This is a genomic window from Companilactobacillus musae (assembly GCF_003967595.1).
GTDB lineage: Bacteria > Bacillota > Bacilli > Lactobacillales > Lactobacillaceae > Companilactobacillus > Companilactobacillus musae.
The window spans coordinates 142,499-161,214 of the sequence record NZ_BIFW01000001.1 but is presented as its reverse complement, the minus strand read 5'-3'; the positions used below and the strand labels follow the sequence as shown (position 1 = coordinate 161,214).

General features: G+C 34.1%; 19 protein-coding genes. 6 read left to right on the top strand and 13 right to left on the bottom strand.

Going from position 1 to position 18,716, the window contains the following annotated elements:
- Window positions 1-103: 103 nt before the first annotated feature.
- From LAB100_RS00805 to pfkB, 4 genes are all read right to left on the bottom strand, one after another.
- Window positions 104-808 (bottom strand): MgtC/SapB family protein, encoded by a 705-nt coding sequence (locus tag LAB100_RS00805; RefSeq protein ID WP_119326835.1) that lies wholly within the window; start codon window positions 806-808, stop codon window positions 104-106.
- A 102-nt stretch (window positions 809-910) separates the two neighbouring features.
- Window positions 911-1,474, bottom strand: coding sequence for a PTS sugar transporter subunit IIA (locus LAB100_RS00800; protein ID WP_119326836.1), 564 nt, complete (start codon window positions 1,472-1,474; stop codon window positions 911-913).
- Between the two features lie 197 nt (window positions 1,475-1,671).
- Window positions 1,672-3,585, bottom strand: a complete 1,914-nt coding sequence (locus LAB100_RS00795) for a fructose-specific PTS transporter subunit EIIC (RefSeq protein WP_119326837.1) — start codon at window positions 3,583-3,585, stop codon at window positions 1,672-1,674.
- 2 nt (window positions 3,586-3,587) lie between these two features.
- Window positions 3,588-4,517, bottom strand: a complete 930-nt coding sequence (gene pfkB, locus LAB100_RS00790) for a 1-phosphofructokinase (protein WP_119326838.1) — start codon at window positions 4,515-4,517, stop codon at window positions 3,588-3,590.
- A 117-nt stretch (window positions 4,518-4,634) separates the two neighbouring features.
- Here pfkB and LAB100_RS00785 point away from each other — a divergent pair, with 117 nt between their 5' ends.
- Entirely contained in the window at window positions 4,635-5,387 is a 753-nt protein-coding gene (locus LAB100_RS00785; protein WP_119326839.1) for a MurR/RpiR family transcriptional regulator, read from the top strand.
- 60 nt (window positions 5,388-5,447) lie between these two features.
- Here the strand turns inward: LAB100_RS00785 and LAB100_RS00780 are convergent, their stop codons facing one another.
- The 3 genes from LAB100_RS00780 to LAB100_RS00770 all read right to left on the bottom strand — a co-directional run bounded on the left by LAB100_RS00780 (window position 5,448) and on the right by LAB100_RS00770 (window position 7,623).
- Entirely contained in the window at window positions 5,448-5,897 is a 450-nt protein-coding gene (locus LAB100_RS00780) for a low molecular weight protein-tyrosine-phosphatase (RefSeq protein ID WP_119326840.1), read from the bottom strand.
- Window positions 5,898-6,185 (bottom strand): helix-turn-helix domain-containing protein, encoded by a 288-nt coding sequence (locus tag LAB100_RS00775; protein ID WP_119326841.1) that lies wholly within the window; start codon window positions 6,183-6,185, stop codon window positions 5,898-5,900. It lies immediately after the preceding gene.
- 568 nt (window positions 6,186-6,753) lie between these two features.
- Window positions 6,754-7,623, bottom strand: a complete 870-nt coding sequence (locus LAB100_RS00770; protein WP_119326842.1) for a LysR family transcriptional regulator — start codon at window positions 7,621-7,623, stop codon at window positions 6,754-6,756.
- Window positions 7,624-7,861: 238 nt separating this feature from the next.
- On the opposite strand from LAB100_RS00770, the gene LAB100_RS00765 reads away from it, so the two are divergent.
- A complete protein-coding gene (locus LAB100_RS00765) occupies window positions 7,862-9,484 on the top strand; it encodes a malolactic enzyme (RefSeq protein WP_119326843.1) in 1,623 nt (540 codons plus the stop codon).
- 34 nt (window positions 9,485-9,518) lie between these two features.
- Window positions 9,519-10,484 carry an AEC family transporter gene (locus tag LAB100_RS00760; RefSeq protein WP_119326844.1) on the top strand — a complete coding sequence of 322 codons (966 nt, stop codon included), beginning with the start codon at window positions 9,519-9,521 and terminating at the stop codon, window positions 10,482-10,484.
- Window positions 10,485-10,593: 109 nt separating this feature from the next.
- Here LAB100_RS00760 and LAB100_RS00755 read toward each other — a convergent pair whose 3' ends face one another.
- From LAB100_RS00755 to LAB100_RS00740, 5 genes are all read right to left on the bottom strand, one after another.
- A complete protein-coding gene (locus tag LAB100_RS00755; protein WP_119326845.1) occupies window positions 10,594-10,926 on the bottom strand; it encodes a hypothetical protein in 333 nt (110 codons plus the stop codon).
- Between the two features lie 77 nt (window positions 10,927-11,003).
- Window positions 11,004-11,171, bottom strand: coding sequence for a hypothetical protein (locus LAB100_RS11485; RefSeq protein WP_162894236.1), 168 nt, complete (start codon window positions 11,169-11,171; stop codon window positions 11,004-11,006).
- Window positions 11,172-11,237: 66 nt separating this feature from the next.
- Entirely contained in the window at window positions 11,238-11,702 is a 465-nt protein-coding gene (locus LAB100_RS00750) for a GNAT family N-acetyltransferase (RefSeq protein ID WP_119326846.1), read from the bottom strand.
- Between the two features lie 109 nt (window positions 11,703-11,811).
- Window positions 11,812-12,951, bottom strand: coding sequence for a glycerate kinase family protein (locus LAB100_RS00745; RefSeq protein WP_119326847.1), 1,140 nt, complete (start codon window positions 12,949-12,951; stop codon window positions 11,812-11,814).
- Between the two features lie 13 nt (window positions 12,952-12,964).
- Window positions 12,965-14,248, bottom strand: coding sequence for a GntP family permease (locus tag LAB100_RS00740; protein ID WP_174233483.1), 1,284 nt, complete (start codon window positions 14,246-14,248; stop codon window positions 12,965-12,967).
- Window positions 14,249-14,518: 270 nt separating this feature from the next.
- On the opposite strand from LAB100_RS00740, the gene LAB100_RS00735 reads away from it, so the two are divergent.
- Both LAB100_RS00735 and LAB100_RS00730 read left to right on the top strand, forming a co-directional pair.
- Entirely contained in the window at window positions 14,519-15,568 is a 1,050-nt protein-coding gene (locus tag LAB100_RS00735) for a CdaR family transcriptional regulator (protein WP_119326849.1), read from the top strand.
- 79 nt (window positions 15,569-15,647) lie between these two features.
- Window positions 15,648-16,370, top strand: coding sequence for an alpha/beta hydrolase (locus LAB100_RS00730; protein WP_119326850.1), 723 nt, complete (start codon window positions 15,648-15,650; stop codon window positions 16,368-16,370).
- A 62-nt stretch (window positions 16,371-16,432) separates the two neighbouring features.
- Here the strand turns inward: LAB100_RS00730 and LAB100_RS00725 are convergent, their stop codons facing one another.
- On the bottom strand, window positions 16,433-17,638 hold the full coding sequence (locus LAB100_RS00725; protein WP_119326987.1) for a NupC/NupG family nucleoside CNT transporter: 1,206 nt from the start codon (window positions 17,636-17,638) through the stop codon (window positions 16,433-16,435).
- Between the two features lie 221 nt (window positions 17,639-17,859).
- Here LAB100_RS00725 and LAB100_RS00720 point away from each other — a divergent pair, with 221 nt between their 5' ends.
- Window positions 17,860-18,705 (top strand): aldo/keto reductase, encoded by an 846-nt coding sequence (locus LAB100_RS00720; RefSeq protein ID WP_119326851.1) that lies wholly within the window; start codon window positions 17,860-17,862, stop codon window positions 18,703-18,705.
- Window positions 18,706-18,716 lie beyond the last annotated feature (11 nt).

Below are 18,716 nucleotides of genomic sequence, written 5' to 3'. Positions count from 1 at the left end.
TCTAGACAGATTGCAATTGATTTAGACCATTTAAATATTTAAATAAATTTCTATAAAATGACCAATAAAAAATACTCCTAAACGCTAATTTAGGAATATTCTTTTAAACATTTATAGTTTCCACTTTAATAATATTATCATTCATTGACAATCCCTCGACAATATCGACATAATCTAAACTTTTACCGAAATCAATCGAGTAGACATTAGTATAGACTTTCTCATTATCACGTTTAGTGACACTGAATCTAACGCCTTCAACAGTAATATTATTTTTCTTAAAGTAATCATCAATAAATTTTTTCGTGTCAACCTTATGCAGATATTCAATTTTTAATTTTCGCACAGGGCTAATACGAATAATTTTCTTTAAAAATCCTAACACTGCATACACCACCAAGAATCCTGCAATCGCAATAATATAATCACCCATACCAACTGCAAGTCCGATACAGGCCACTACCCACAAACTAGCTGCAGTAGTTAGGCCTCTAATTGAATGATGTTCAACAATGATCGTACCAGCTCCTAAGAAACCAATTCCACTAACTACTTGCGCAATCAAACGAGCATCATCAGCTCTTAAAACACCTTTTAATTGCGGGTATTGTCGTGCCATTTCAAGGGCATTAAATCCGATATTCTGTTGAATCATTGCAATAATACAAGCGCCTAAGCAAACTAACACGTGTGTTCTTAGTCCTGCTGGTCGATGTTTGTAAGCACGATCGATTCCGATTACGCCAGCAAAAAGAACCGAAACTAAAAGTCTCGTCACTACTGTAAGAACACTTAATTCATCAATCAAATTACCCCTCCAATGTTCTTCATTAGTCAATACAAATAAAAGTATAACATTATAAAAGCTTTTCTTTTAATACACTTATCAAAAAAGCATTATCATAAATTTTTATTTAAATAGTTTTAGGATATCACTTGGATCTTGAGCTTTTTTCAATGATTCACTAAATCCTTTTCTTAACAATAATCTTGCCACTGTTGACATATAGGCAACATGTTGATATTTATTTTCTGGATCAGGAATCAAAAAAGAAATTACGATACTTACTTTCTCATGATCAGTCCAATTAATAGGTCTATTTAATTTAAGAATAAACATTTTTAGTTTTGAAACCGATTCGATCTGAGCATGAGGTAAAGCTACTCCATCGCCTAAATCAGTCGGACAAGATTTCTCTCTTAAAAGATATTGACCATAAACGTTTTGAATATCAACTTGCGGATCTAACTTTCCGGCTAATTGCGACAAATATTTTAAAACCTCAATTGGAGTGCTCGCTTCAACACCAACAACAATATTTTCTTTTTGTAAAACACCGGTAAAATCACTCATTACATCAACTCGAGGTTTTTGATTGGGAACATTACTATCATTTGTTGAAATAATATATTGCGACTTGTCTACTCGTTTGGGACCATAAAAAGCATCTTTTATTTTTTGCCAAAATGACATCTGTCTACCTCCAATCTAATTACTTTTATCATAACCTTCCCCACTAAAAAAAGAACAATAGCTATTAGAAATTTTTTAAGTAATTTTATTACCTTAAATGTTTTCTTAATAACTATTATTCTTCTTTTGTAGACGATGAAATTCTTTAATCACCTTAATTAATATTGACTATATAAAATTGTTGCAAAGAATAGCAACTATTTAAATAGCTTTAAAATTTCAGCTTTAGTCTGAGCTTGACGTAATGAGTCAACGAATTCACTGTGCATCAATAACTTAGAAGTGCTTGATAAGTATTCCAAATGACTACTACCATCATCTTCATCAGGGATCAAGAAAGAAATAACAATATCAACTGGTTGACCATCAAAGGTTTTCCATTCAACTGGTTGAGCTAATTTAACAATCAACATAGCCGAACCTTTAATTGATTTATCCTGAGCATGCGGAATGGCAATACCTTTTTCCATACCAGTAGAACTTTCTGATTCACGGGCCAAATACTTTTTATAAACTGCCGTGGAATCAGTTGAGTAACCTAATTTTTTAGAAAAATCTGCTAAATATTGCAACAATTCATCCCGAGATGAAGCCTTTACATTCAAAGCAATATTATCTTCATTCAAGATTTCACTTAAATCATTATTTTGAGCTACTGGGGCTGTATCTGATTCAGTATTAGCAGCTGTTACATTTCCAGCAGTTGTAGCAACGACTTCATCATGACGACTTTGACGTCCAGCAATAATTGATAGCAAGAATCCTGAAACTAAAGCTCCAATCACGATCCAGAGAACCCACAGGAATGGTTTATTAACTAATGGCAAGACGATAAAGCCACCATGTGGTGCTGGAACGGAAATCCTAGTTACATAAGAAAGAATAGCTGCAATTGCTGATCCAACCATAAATGACGGAATATTTAACAATGGATTTTTAGCGGCAAAAGGTATTGCACCTTCGGTAATATGAGTTGAACCAAGTAGGAAGTTAACATAACCGGCACTACGTTCTTTAGCTGTATATGCTTTTTTATTGAAAAGAACTGCAAAGCCTGTTGCCAATGGTGGTGCAATACATGCAGCAGAAACTCCTGCCATAAAGAAGTAATTACCTTGTGCTAATAAAGCTGTACCAGTTAAATAAGCGGCTTTATTGATAGGGCCACCCATATCAGCAGCACACATAATCCCTACAATTAATCCTAAAAGAATTGGGCTGGAATTTTCCATGCTCTTTAAAAATGACATCATTCCTTGATTAAGATCCTTCATAGGAACTGACATGTACCACATAATCGTACCTGAAACTAAAACTCCTAATACTGGGAATATGAAGATTGATTTCAAACCATCTAAAGATTTAGGAAGTTTCTTAAACAATTTCGTCAAAAGTACGGCAACATATCCGGCTAAGAATCCACCTAAAATACCACCTAGAAATCCTGTCCCATTTGTGTAAGCAATCATTCCGGTTACAAAGCCAATTACCAATCCAGTTCTTTTACCAATTGCTTCAGCAATATATGCACATAAAACCGGTACCATTAAGTTCATGGCAAAACCACCAATAGTATTCAGCAAGGCAGCCAAAGCATTATATTCGGCACTCTTAGGATCAGCTGAGTTAATACCCCAGAAAAACGATACCGCCGTTAGAACACCACCAGCAACGACCAATGGCAACATATGAGAAACACCGTTCATCAAGTAAACATATAATTTATGCCAATATGAACCCGTCAAATCAGCCTCTTCTGAACTCTTAGATACACTACCTGAGCTGTGATATACAGGCACATTTTGATCATTTAAAATTTTTTCAATTAGTTCATCTGGTTCTTTCATTCCTTTGGTTACAGATACGTTGATCAAACGTTTACCATCAAAACGATCAATATCAACATCCTTGTCAGCAGCAATAATAACACCATCTGCCTGATCAATCTCTGTTTGTGTAAAGGCGTGTTCAACTCCTGATTGTCCGTGTGTTTCCACTTTAATAGAGATGCCACGTTTCTTAGCGGCCTCTTCTAAGGCTTCTTGGGCCATATAAGTATGCGCAATTCCTGTTGGACAACCAGTTGCGGCAATAACTTGATATTTTGCCATAATTATCCCTCCAATTGTTCTATCTTAATTTGTTTCATTAATTCATCAACATCACTAAAATCTGTCAATCCAGACGTTGCAGCTGTGGAACTAGCTGCAGCGATACTACGTTTGAGATTATCTTCAAAAGACATCTGTTGCTCCATTCCTGCAAGAAAAGTTCCCAACATTGTATCGCCGGAACAAGCAGTATTAACAACTTTAATCTTGGGTGCATTACCAAAAAGAATATGTTCCTGATTAACGAACAAGGCTCCCTTGCTACCGATTGATAACAAAATATTTTGAGCCCCTTGATTTAACAGTTTCTTTGAATATTTAACTAATACTGCTAAATCATGAGTATCTTCTTGGTCAAACCAAGATAATAATTCTTCATCGTTAGGTTTCAATAGAAACGGATGATGACTAACTGTATCAACTACTTCTGGATAACTTGTGTCAATCACTAAATCAAAACCTTGTTGTTCCGCCATCTCAGATATTTTTATGATTGTTGCAGGAACAATACCCTTTGAAAAGCTTCCCGAAACAACTAATTTATCATCAGATGTTAATTTAGAAATCTTTTCTAATAAGTCGGCGACTTTTTCTTTGGTAACTTCTGGACCATTGTTGACTTGTTTATACTCAGTATCCGTTTCAACTACCCTTGTGAAAACATTAATTCTCGAAATTTCATTAATATGAGTAAAATCAGTTGTGATACCTTTAGCTTGTAAAGATTTTTCGATAAAGTCGCTAGTAAATCCTCCGCCAACACCTAAAGCTGTATTATCTACACCTAAGTGTTTTAAAATAAAAGATACGTTAACTCCTTTACCATTGGGTTGGATGTCATAACTGTTAGTTCGATTGACCACTTCTGGTTTCAAATGTTCTGTTTCAATAAATAAATCAATTGCTGGATTTAAGGTACAAGTATAAATCATTTACATTTCCCCCTATCTCTTAATTACATAATACATTGTGATATCATGTAAATGTTTTCATAATATCACTATATGAATACTATTATCGAAAATCTCTTACAAAATTAGGATGATTCAATGAAAAATAAATTAAGTGCTTCAGAAAAATATCTTTGGAATTATATTCAAGATAATCTTGTTGATATTCCAGATCTCTCAATTGTCAAATTAAGTGAGGACGCCAATGTTTCCACAGCTACCATTGTTCGAACTACCAAAAAAATGGGTTATTCTGGGTATACGGACTTTCGCCAACAATTATTAAATAAAGGTAAAACTAACTTACGTTATAAAAATCTTGAAAAAGTAGATCATGATATCAAACAGGCCATTTTTAAGAATAAATACGAAGTAGACAATACTCTTAGTATGCTCAATGTTGGTTCAATCGAAGATGCAGTTCAAAAGATTAAAAAAGCAACAAATATTTATATTTTCGCACGAGGCTTTTCAGAATTGATTGCACATGAAATATTGGTCAAATTACAGTTATTAGGTAAAAATTGTATTTTAAGTACTGATCCTAACATCATCGTTACTATGAGTAAGCGCATCAAACGTGAAGACCTAGTGATTTTAATTTCTTTAAATGGAGAAACTAAAGAATTAGTAACCGGTGCTAGGAATGCCTTCGAGAATGGTGTTAGTACTTTAACCATTACAACTAACGAAGAAGGTGCTATTAACAAGTACTCCGAAATGGTTCTTCTAGGATATAAATCACAAACTTCGTATTTTCCTGACTACGAAGTAAGATCTCGCCTACCATTACAAGTTATCAGTCGTATTTTGTTAGATGCTTACGTTATTAGAACTCAAAATAAACTATAAAAAAAGGGTCCAAGTATGATTATCATACCTGGACCCTTTTTGAAGCTAAAAGCAATATTTTTATTTTAATTTTTCCAACCATGCTGGCAATAATTCCATCAACTGTCGATAAGTACGATTGAAATTATGATCATACCATGGATCTTGGACCTCGGCATCTTTGTTCATACTTGAAAATGCTAAGTAAATCTTATTTTGAGCACTCTGAGGTGCCATTTGTTTTAAATCAATAATGTTTTGTTTGTCCATCCCAATAATTAAATCAGCAGATTCAAAATCATCTGTCGTTATTTGTTTAGCCTGATGCTTCACTAATGGGACATTTCGTTGTTTTAATTCAGCAATCGCACCTGGATGTGGTTCATTACCAATCTCATAGGTAGATGTTGAACGTGATTCCACTTGAATTTCATTAGTCAATCCTTGTTGATCAACTAATTGATCCATAATCATCTCTGCCATTGGTGATCGACAGATATTACCTAAACAGACAAAAATAACTTTTTTCATTTAGATCAATCCTAATCTCTTTTTAACTTCTCGTAATTGTGCCTCCAAAACAGGATCTTTACGATTCAAAACATCTAACGTACTTGCTTGAGGTTGACTTACTTTTTTAGCTGACTTCTTTTTAGCAGGTTCTACCTGTTTAATTGGGGTGTTTTTTTTATATTTTCTTACCCAAGCGGCCACTTGTTGATATGAGATTCCATACTTTTCACCAGTAGCCTTGTAATTGTTATCATGCTCAATCGCATATTGTGCAATTTCTTTTTGTTGACTCTCGTTGTAATTCATACTAAAAACTCCTAAATGGCTTATTACAAAAAATTATACCATACAAAATAACTCTATTATTGCTGTAACACAGTTTTAACAGTCGTATTATCAAATTCTAGGCATAAAAAAATGGCAGCTCAGGGAGGAACCACCATTAAATCGACAATAGTCTTTAACCATTATTATCATGAAATTATCAAGAAAGAGGAAACGTAGGATTTAAATCTCCTCTTCATCTATTATGATATCATATTAAATTTTAAAAACATTACTTTATAAAAAGATGACATATTTTTATAAATCATCTTATAAAAAGAAAGAAAGCCAGCTAAAACTGGCTTTCTAACAACAAAATGGACTTCTTTTAACATGTACTATCCCACAAATTTTAATCCATTTTGATTGTGCAAAGTGATAATAACGTAATAAAAGCTAAATAAAATGAATATATTGATGAGATATAATTTCCTATTTATATGTAATTAGTATCACTGCGATAATCCACCAATACCAATTGGTAAATATATTGTAACGTTAATGGACTATACCTGTATACCACGAATTTTTTATAATCAAAAATTATTTTCTATATATTTTTAAAAATATGCATCAACTTACCTAAAGTTTCATTTCCCACCATACTGTGGCGGTAAATAAAAAGAATAAAAAACGATGGTAATTGTATATCATCTATCTTTATCTCTTGAATACCTGAAACGCCCTGAATAGCTGTTTCAGTTACAAAACTAATCCCCTTATCCGCTTTGACAAGATTGAGCATTAGCTTATAGTCAGAAGTTTGAAACATTGTATGTGGCGAAACATTATAATGCTCAATCAGTCTTTCTAACACTAATTTATGGACAGAACCCTCATTCAGTGAAATAAAATCCTCGTCAAACAGTTGTTGTACGGTCGTAATTTTAGAAACATCACGCTTATCCGAAGCAATAAACTTAAAATGATGTTCTTTGATCAACTGATATTCAAGTTGATCTTCCTGTGGCATTGTCGTTGTTCCTAACAATGAAAGATCAATATCACCTTTTTTTAGTTTAGATAATAGTTCTTTAGAATTTTCTGGTACAGGAACAATTGAATCCAAGAGATCATTGTCCCTTAGACGATCAAATATCTTAGGAATCACATAATTAGTGATTATCGGTGGCCATCCCATCACTATCTTTTTTCGCTTAATTCTTTTTATATCATCATCAATCAAATGATCTTCCAAAAGTATTCGATTAATATGTTGCAATACTTGTTGACCAGCATACGTCAACGTTAGTGAATTGGCATAGCTTTTACGTTCAACCAATGGAATTCCATAAGTATTCTCTAGTCGTTTCAATGAATAAGTGATGGTTGGTTGACTAACGCCAAAGAAACTTGCTGTTTCTGAAAAGTTCTTTAATTCAGATAATTTTTTAAAATATTGATAATCTTTTAAATTCATATTTTCACCTATAAATATTATTTATCAATGATAACATATTTGACTATATTTTTTATTAAGGTTTATGATACATTCGAAAGTTAAGTGAAAGACATTTTTATATAGAAAATATGCCAATTGAGTATTTTTGATAAATTCATTATTTGTAAAATAAGTTTATAAATAACGACATAGTAAAGCATACTTTTTATTATAATGTATTCACGGTTGAAAAAGTTAATTAGGAGGAATTATATTTATGAAATATGAGGGTTTAAATTTATTAAATAACCACTTCTTAAATAAGGGTACTGCCTTTACTAAGGAAGAAAGAAAAGAAAACCATATCGAAGGTTTACTTCCACCATTCGTTCAAACTTTGGATCAACAAGTAGAACAAGCCTACGAAAATTACTCAAGCAAAGATACATTCTTAGCTAAGAGAATGTATCTTATGGATATTTTCAACGAAAACGTTACTTTGTTCTACAAGTTATTCAGTGAACATGTTAACGAATTTATGCCAGTTGTTTATGATCCAACAATCGCTGACACAATTGAAAATTACAGTCATTTCTTCTTAGATCCACAAAATGCTGCTTTCCTATCAATTGATGATCAAGAAGACATGGAAGCTTCATTAAAGAACGCCGCTGCTGGACGTGACATCAAGTTAATCGTTGTTACTGATGGTGAGGGTATTCTTGGTATTGGTGACTGGGGTGTTCAAGGTGTTGACATCTCTGTTGGTAAATTAATGGTTTATACAGCCGCTGCTGGCGTTGATCCTAAGTCAGTTCTTCCTGTTGTACTTGATGTTGGTACAAACAGAAAAGAATTATTAGCTGATGATCTATACATGGGTAATCACCATGAACGTGTTACAGGTGACAAGTACTACAACTTTGTTGACAAATTCGTTGATTTAGCTGAAAGCTTATTCCCTGATATGTATCTTCACTTTGAAGATTTTGGTCGTAGCAATGCTGCTAATATCTTAAACAAGTATAAAGATAAGATTTTGACATTCAATGATGATATTCAAGGTACAGGTATTATTACTCTTGCTGGTATTCTTGGTGCTTTGAACATTTCTAAGCAAAAGCTTACTGATCAAGTTTACTTGTCATTCGGTGCTGGTACAGCTGGTGCTGGTATCACTAAGAGAATCTTTGACGCCATGGTTGAAGAAGGTCTTTCAGAAGACGAAGCTAGAAAACATTTCTACTTAGTCGACAAACAAGGTCTTCTATTCGATGACACTGAAGGTTTGACACCTGAACAAAAGCCATTCACAAGACAACGTAGTGAGTTTTCTAACGCTGACGAATTAACAAACTTGGAAGCTGTTGTTAAAGCTGTACATCCTACTATCCTTGTTGGTACATCAACACAACCTGGTACCTTTACAGAACCAATTATCAAGGAAATGGCTGCACATACGGAACGTCCTATCATCTTCCCTCTATCAAATCCTACAAAACTTGCTGAAGCAAAGGCTGAAGATCTTTTGAAATGGACAGATGGTAAAGCTCTTATCGCTACTGGTATTCCTGTTGAACCAGTTGAATACAATGGTGTTACATACCATATTGGTCAAGCTAATAACGCTTTAGTTTACCCTGGTCTTGGATTAGGTTCTATGGCTGTTAATGCTAAGATTCTTTCAGATGGTATGATCAACAAAGCTGCTCACTCATTGGGTGGTATTGTCGATCCAACACAACCTGGTGCTGCTGTTCTTCCTCCAGTTTCAAAACTAGATGAATTCAGTATGACTGTTGCTGTCGGTGTTGCTCAACAAGCTATCGACGAAAAATTAACAACTGCAACTGATGCTAAAAAGTCAGTTGCCGACTTAAAGTGGGAACCTAAATATTAATTAAAATTTTTGTTAAATAAAGGGGAATTTATTTATGGCTGCATTTATCACTTCACTTGAAAGTGTTGCTGAAATCGTTCTTGTCATCGCATTGGGCTACTGGCTTAGAGGCTCTGGTCGTTTGGGTGACGAATTTAAGGGTAATATTTCATTCATTATTATGAAAATCGCTTTGCCCGCATCAATCTTCGTTTCTGTTTTGAAATATTTAAACAGAGATAAATTAGCTAGTTTATCTGGTGGTTTGATTTTCACCTTCGCCAGTTTTACTATTGGTTACATCATTGCTTGGATTTTAACAAAGGTCTTCCGTATTAGAAAAGGCCGTCGTGGTACTTTCATTAACATGTTCGTTAATGCTAATACAATCTTCATCGGTTTACCTTTGAACATGGCTCTATTTGGAACTAAGAGTTTACCTTACTTCCTTATCTACTATGTTATGAATACTATCTCTACTTGGGCTGTTGGTATCTTCTTTATTTCTAGTGATGATCCAACTGTTGAAAAAGGTGCTAAAAAAGACTTTAACTGGAAGAAATTACTTCCTGCTCCACTTGTTGGTTTCTTAGTATCACTTGTTTTCTTACTACTAGCTATCCCTGTTCCAGAATGGATCAATAAGACCCTTGACATGGTTGGTGGTATCGTTACACCTATGTCACTTATCTACATTGGTATCATTTTGGCAGATGCTGGTTTGAAGTCAATCAGATTTGATCGCGATACTATTTTAGCTTTATTGGGTAGATTCGTTGTTGCTCCAGCTATCATGATTGCTATCATTTTAATTGGTGGTTCAATGATGGGTACTTCACTACCTAATATCGAATCAAATTCATTCATCATTCAATCAGCCGCTCCTGGATTAGCTGTCTTGCCTATCCTAGTTGATCAATCACATGGTGATGTCGATTACGCTACTAACTTGGTTACAACTTCAACCGTCTTATTCGTTATTGTTGTGCCAATCTTAATGCAAATCGCAAACTTGATCTAATTTAATATCAATACATTCATTCACACATTCAAAGAAAAAATTAGATCCTCCTCTAATTAAGTAAAAAAAGAACGTCAACCTTCTGCGGTTGACGTTCTTTTTTGTATCTTTACGCTTTAGGTGCTATCAAAACAACTAAACGATTGACTAATGTTGTAATTCGCTCAGAATCAGCTGCAATATCCTCTTCAGAACGATTATTTACCGTCGTATGACTAACTTGTAGTAACCCTACTGCATCGGTTTGATCATTAAACTCGGCAATCGGTAAACTAACTTGATGATCATACATTGGAACTTTACCTGAATTCACTTTAATAATTTTTGTTCCTTCCGGCATGCTCAAAATATATGTCTTGATCCGTTTTAAACTAAATTTATCTTGATAAAACCCATAGATTACATCTAATTCATCCATAATATATTTAATTTCATTATTCATCTATCCAAAGCCACCTCTCAAAAGCATCTCTACAGTTAAGTATTACGCAAATGACCACGAATTGACAAGAGATGTCTTCATTTTAATTTCTTTAAATCTTCAGAATCAATAAAAAGCTTAACCTCGCCAGTATCCATGTCTACATGTGCTTTGACGTTTACTCCTTGAGGAAAAAATTGATTCTTTCCAGTATCTATTTTCAAGCTTGTCGTCCCAAATGACATAGTTTTATATTCTTTCTCCATTAGTTTTATCCTTCCATTTGATTTAAAAAAAGAATAACTCTTAATTAATTTTCTTAGCAATCAAATTTAAGACATTTTTATATGTGACTCTTTTTTTCGCATATATAAAATTGGATATGGATTTCCTGCATCATCTTTTTCGGTTCTATCATATACTTCAAACCCCATATGTTGGTAAAATCCAACTGCTTGCGGATTCTGTTCGTTAACATTTACCTTATTGGCATTAAAATTACTAAATGCAAAAAGTATCAATTTTTTCCCAATTCCCTTACCTCGACATGTGTCAGAAACAAATAACATATCTATTTCCCGCTTTGTCATTCCCATAAAGGCTAAAGGCTTATCATCATCATTTAAAGCCACTATTAATATCGGAACATTTTTAATTATTTGAGGAAGTTCTTTTTTGAATCCTTGAATTGATTCTTCATCTAGAAATTTATGGGTAGCCCGAACTGAACTTTCCCAAACAACGATTAATTCATTTATTAAGATCGTAGAACGATCAGTGACTTGAATTATTCTCATATTTTCTCCTTAAACTTGTACATTATAAATATATCATCTACTAAGTAAAATTCCAGAAATCAAAAAGATTAAGCATTCAACCACACGGAAGGTTAAATGCTTAATCTTTTTATTTTGTATTTTTGATTAGGCGAGCAATATTTTCTGCAGCCTGTTGTAAATTCTTATCTGTATTTTGAATGGCTTGAGATAGTTCTTCAACACCTGGAACACAGGTGAAAATGGCATCAATTCCTAATGGATATAATTCAGAAATTTTTTCGCCAATCGAACCGGCAATAGCTATTACGGTAGCATCAGGATTTACTTCTTTCGTAGCTTTAGCCACTCCAATTGGAGTTTTACCAAATTTAGTTTGAAAATCAATCTGTCCTTCGCCTGTAACGACGATGTCAGCATCTTTTACTTTTTCCTTTAAATCTGTGTAATCAATCACAATACTTACGCCTGAGCGCATCTGTGAGTTAGTAAAGGCCAATAGACCAGCACCCAATCCCCCGGCAGCACCAGCACCGGCAACATTCTCTAAATTTTTATTCAAATCACGTTTCAGAACTTCAGCATAATGTGACAAAGCATCATCTAAAAATTCAACCATCTCAGGACTAGCACCCTTTTGTGGTCCAAAGACGTGACTAGCACCATTAGGACCAGTTAATGGATTAGTAACATCTGAAGCAATTACTACTCTTACATCTTTCAACTCCGGTAGCATTTCTGATACATCAATATGATCAAGCTTTTTAAGCATGGCACCGCCATACTGTAATTCTTCGCCTTTTTCATCGAGTAAATGTGCACCTAGAGCCTGAGCCATACCTGCACCACCATCATTGGTAGCAGACCCACCGATACCAATGATAACAGTTCTCGCACCATTTTTTATGGCTGATTTGATTAGTTGTCCAGTACCAAAAGTAGTTGTGATATAAGGGTTTTGTGTAAATTGATTAATATATTGAATCCCACTAGCTTCAGCCATTTCGATCACAGCTACTTTACCATTATCAATAAGACCATAATGGGCCTCAGTCGAATTACCTAAGGGATTAACGACTTCTTCAGTAATGATTTGACCATTCTTTGCATCGACTAAGGATTGAACTGTTCCTTCACCACCGTCTGCCATTGGCACATTGACATACTCAGCTTCAGGAAAAACTTTTTCAAAGCCTTTACGTATTGATTGAGCAACTTCTTTAGCTGTTAATGAGTTCTTATATGAATCCGGCGCTAAAACAATTTTCATTTATAATCCCCCTCTAAAACAGATTTCCATACATTAATGTTGCAACAACTGTCATTGAAAGTCCAACTAGCATTTCCCAAAGCACAACGCTCATTCGTTCTTTAAAGTGCATATCGACCGCTTTTGCAGTAACGTGGAAATAATTACCATGTGGCAACTGATCGATAACTGTAGCACCAGTATGAACCATAGCTGCTGCACCTGTTCCAGAAATTCCAAATGACATAATCGACTTACTAAATGAATTAGAAGCCAAAATAACACCAGTTGAAGTTGAAGCTGTGGCTGCCGCCATCAAAATACCAGCTATTGGAGCCAAGAAAGTTCCAGAAATACCTGATGCTTGAACAATTTCAACCACTTTTTGTGGCAAATTAGAAGCGGAAACCAAACCAGCAATCGCACCAGCACCAATTAAGATCAATACTACATCTGTCATACGTGACAAACCTTTAGACATATACTGAAGAAATTTCTTTCTTTGTCCCATGGCCAAAGTACCAATCAAACCAGCTATTGGCAAGATATACATTGCATCAAGATTAAATGATGCTAAAGCTTTGATTCCTAGAATATCTCCGACTGGAGTAATCAAAAGCAAAACAACGGCAACTAATGGAGTCACAATTGCTGCACGTAAACTAGGTAAATCTTTAGAAGCCTTTGATTCAAACTTTTGTGTTTCAGAAACAAAGCTTCCTTTGTGTTTAATTAAAGTAGCCAATAATACTGTTACTACTAAACCCACTACCGCTGGGACGAAATCAGCTATCATAACTTGCGACAAATCAACGTTAAATCCTTTAGCCGCCGCAATAGTATTAGGATTGGGAGAAATAATATTTCCTGCTTTACCTCCACCAGACAAAGCTACTAAAAGCGATAACTTACTATAATGCATTTTTTGTCCAACTTCTAAGGCAATTGGAGCCACGATCAAAACAGCCACTGGAATAAAGATCCCTACACCAGTTAAAACCATCGTTGATAATGCTAGAGCTAAAATAGCTAAACGATCACTAAAATGATTAACAATATTCGAAGCAATCACGTTTGCTGCTCCAGATTCCATCATTACACCAGCCAAAACACCAGCTGCAATAACACGGATAATAGTTCCCATAACTCCAGAACTACCTTTGATAATTGTGTCAGTTGTCTGTGAAAGTGACATTCCACCTACTAAACAACCAATAATTGCACCAAAAATTAAAGCATAAATTGGATTAACTCGAAAAAGAATCAAACCAATTGCTAAAAGTAGACCTAATAAGGCCGCCCACCAAGCAATAACCATAATCAAAAAACACCTTTCCTCAACATGTTTCCATTTTGATTGTTAATTATTTAACAATCAAACAACGAATGTATGATACCTTGATAAACCAGTAAAATCAACGTGCAATTGCACAATTTTAATTGGTAGTATGATTAAATTTTAATTTTTTTCCTTGATAAATCAATGTTTTAAATCACTGAAATATTGTAAAATATTTATATGCACAAATATTATGTTCCATTGTTTTCATGAAACTTTGATTATCTTTTAACAAGAAAGTAGGAAAAGATGAAATTAGATCCCAAATTAGCTCAATCAATTGTAGATAGAATGATGGAGAGTATTCCTTATAACATCAACATGATGAATGAAAAGGGCTATATCATTGCTAGTGGTGATAAAAAACGTATCGATACACTTCATATCGGTGCTATTGATACAATTCAAAGTGGTAAAACTAAACCCATGATCGAATCATTCGGTAAATTTGGTCAACCTGGTGTTAATATCCCCGTTCAATTTCAGGGAGAAACCATTGGTGTTATTGGAATAACCGGTGATCCCAAACAAGTAACCCCTTTAGCATCTCTCTTAAAAATTTCAACTGAATTACTTATTTCACAAATCAATAACACTAAATTAGAAAGCCAACGTAAAGAAAGTCTCAATCATTTCTTGTATCAATGGACCAACATAGACGATCCATTAGTAGATTCTGAATTATTGCTTCGTGCTCACAACCTTAATATTGATTTGACACTTAAGCGTTTTGTAATTTTAATTGAAACTAATTCACTAAACAAACTGCAATTAAGCAACAACGATTTCTCCTTCAGCAAAACACCTGAGCAACAATTAATTATCGTTAAATCAGAAAATGATTTACAACGCTATTTAAAATTCTGTCACGATAATAATCTCATTGTCGGCGTCAGCAATAAGGATTCTAATCTTAAGAATGCCGTCAAACAGGCCCAAGCAACTATCACCATTAGCCAAGAGTTACAGTTGCACAATACCTTTTACTTCGAGCAAGTTAAATTTTTGAACCAATTATTAGAAAGCCAACTTTATTCAAAAAAAGCTCTCAATGTTTTCAAAAGTTTTCTTAAAACTAAATCAGGACTTGAACTACTAGAAACTCTAGATTGTTATTTTAAAAACAATGGTAACGTGACAGAAACCTCTAGCGAATTAAAGGTTCATCGTAATACAACAAATTACCGTCTAAATCATATTTCCGAATCTTTTGGATTGGATTTACATGTTCTAACTGATGTCTTCGAACTATATGTCAATTTTCTCTACTTCAAAAAATATCAATATGAACATAAATAAATCAATCCTCTTTTAATGGACATTTTTGAGCAGAATGATTATGATTTGGTTGAAAATTAATATTATGAGGCTTATAAAAATGGTACTAATGAATCTTAGTTATCGAACAAACTATCTCCATACATATTTTAAAACTACTGTCGTTGTTCCTGATACAGGTAAATCAAATTACCCTGTTGTCTGGTTGCTTCACGGCTATACTGGTGATAATTCAGCTTGGATAAGGCACGTTAATGTTGAACAACTAGCCCGCAAAAAGGACTGGGTTGTCATCATGCCCGAAGCTAGAAACTCATTTTATTCTGATTCTGCTTTCATACCTTATTACTCATTTTTTATTGACGAATTCATCCCCAAAATGCAGAATCTACTTCCTATTTCCACTAAACGTGAAAATAATTTTATCGTCGGCTCAAGTATGGGTGGTTATGGAGCATTGAAAATCGGTTTTCTAAATGACAATAAATTTAGTAAGGTTGCTGCTCTTTCTCCAATCACTGATATTGAACATTTTCGTGACAATCCCAAAAGCCCAATGGCAAAAGAAACCTTCGATGCAATCTTTGATAGTCCCGAAAAAGTTGCTCAAAATCAACTGATTAATATTTTTAATAAACATCAGCCTAAACAACAAATCCTGACACTCTGTGGCGATTCTGATTTTATGCATGAAGACAATATCATGTTTAAAAACTTTCTTTCAATTCACGCTAAGGACCACTACACCTGGATACCTGTTGATGGGGATCATTCCTGGTCTACTTGGAGTAAAAATATCAATAAAGTTTTTGCTTGGCTATAATTACTTACACAAAGTACAAAAAAACTATCGACCCAATGATCGATAGTTTTTTATTAAATTAATTACCAAACAAATAATCCGACAAATGCGGCTGATAAAAGTGATACCAAAATACCTGATAGCAACATATAGCCTACATTTTTAGAGATAATGTCATTTTTTTCTTTATTAACGATTCCCTTGAAACAACCAATGATCATTCCCAAAGTTGAGAAATTAGCAAAGGAAGTGATAAAGACTGTTAAAACAGCTTTAAAGTGAGGATCAAAGTTCTTAATAATTCCTGTGACCTTACCCATAACCACAAATTCATTCGTTACGAGCTTTGTTCCCATATACTGAGCCATTTGGAAAGAATCATGTGTATTCAATCCTAACAACCATGCAAAAGGATACATAATAACACCTAAGATATGTTCCAAAGTTAACCAAGGATTTACTAATTGTAGAATTTTATCAACTAAAGCTGCCAAAGCAACAAAGGCAATAACATTTGCAGCGATAATTAAGATTAAACGACCGGCGCCCAAGATAGAATCTCCTAAGAATGAGAAGAATGGTTCTTTTTTGCCACCCTCTCCTTGACCACTTAATTTGGCAATCGTATCTTCCTCAGGAGTAACTTGAACCGGATTTAACAAACTAGTAACAATAATGGCATTAATGATATTGATAGGAATAGCCGTTAAAATAAATCTTCCTGGCATCATCTGAATATAAGAACCAATAATTGATGCCGTTACACAACTCATTGACATCATTGCCAAAGTTACATTTCTTTGAGCTTTGATCTGCTTTAGTTGTAAACTGGAAACAGCCAATGCTTCTGTGTTACCAAGAAACATCATTTCAACCGCAAAGAATGATTCAAACTTGGGTTGACCTGTAATGAATGACAACCCTTTACCAATCCATTTAATAATAAATGGTAATACACCAATATAAGTTAAAATATCAAACAATGGCACGATCAATAAGATCGGCAACAGTGCACTGGTAACAAAGTCCATGCTTTTAACATGAACCCAGCTTGGCAAAGCAAATTCAATTCCTACATAGGCGACCTGCACTAACCAATTGAATCCATCAGCAGCACCAGAAACAATGGCACGACCAACAGCAAAACTTGTTAAAAACCAAGCCAAAACCAAATTCAAGGCAATCATAATAGCAATTGATTTCCACTGAATATCCCGTTTGTTTTTTGAAAAAAGGTACGCAATACCGAGAAAAACGATAAGACCTAAAACATTAACCAATAAGTACATATTCATATATACTTAACCCCTTTTTTTATTTGAAGCTTATATTTAGTTAAACCTTTCACTTCTTTTTTATAGTACATGGCAAGATAAACTTTGTAAATATTTTTTTACAATTATTCATTGCTAAATCGTCTTCATTTATTAATTCATACATTGCCTTTACACAAGTGATGTCAGCCCTTACAATGATTTAAAAATCAAAAATATGAAAGTGAGGTATATTCTTGAAATATATTACATTTAACCATCAAAAAACATCCAATATTGGTATTGGAACTTGGCATATTGGTGAAGGAAATAACAAGCAAACTACGTCAGAGATTGAAGCTATCAAATACGGACTTGATCATGGAATCAACACCATTGACACTGCAGAAATGTATGGTGAAGGTCTATCCGAAAAATTAGTCGGTACAGTTCTTCAAGATTATCATCGCAATGATCTTCAATTAATCTCTAAATTTTATCCATTCCACGCCACTCCCAATTTGATTGAACGTAGTCTTAAGTCGAGTTTAAAAAGATTACAAACAGACTACTTAGATCTTTACCTACTACATTGGCGTGGTGAAACACCTTTAAAAGAAACAGTCTATGGTTTGGAAAAAATGGTTCAAGCAGGTTTAATAAGGAATTGGGGCGTTTCTAATTTTGATCTTCATGATTTAAAAGAATTATCAGACTTACCTAATGGAAAGAATTGTTGTGTAAATGAAGATCTTTACAATATCGGTAGTCGTGGTGTTGAACATTCAATCCTACCTTGGCAAAAAGAACACGATATGTCCTTTATTGGTTACTCTCCTTTTGGATCTGAAAATGGAGAATACTTAAAAATCAAACCAATTCTAAAGGAAATGGCACAGCAAAAACAAATCACTGTACACCAATTACTTTTAGCTTGGGTATTACGAAATCGTGACCTTCTTAGCATTCCTAAAACCGCGTCAGTGGAACATATGAGAAGTAATCTTGCAGCAATCGATATTGACTTTGCTAAAGATGAACTAGAACTTCTAAATCAAGCCTATCCTGCACCTGAAAAAGACAGACAATTAGATACTATTTAAAAAACATCTAT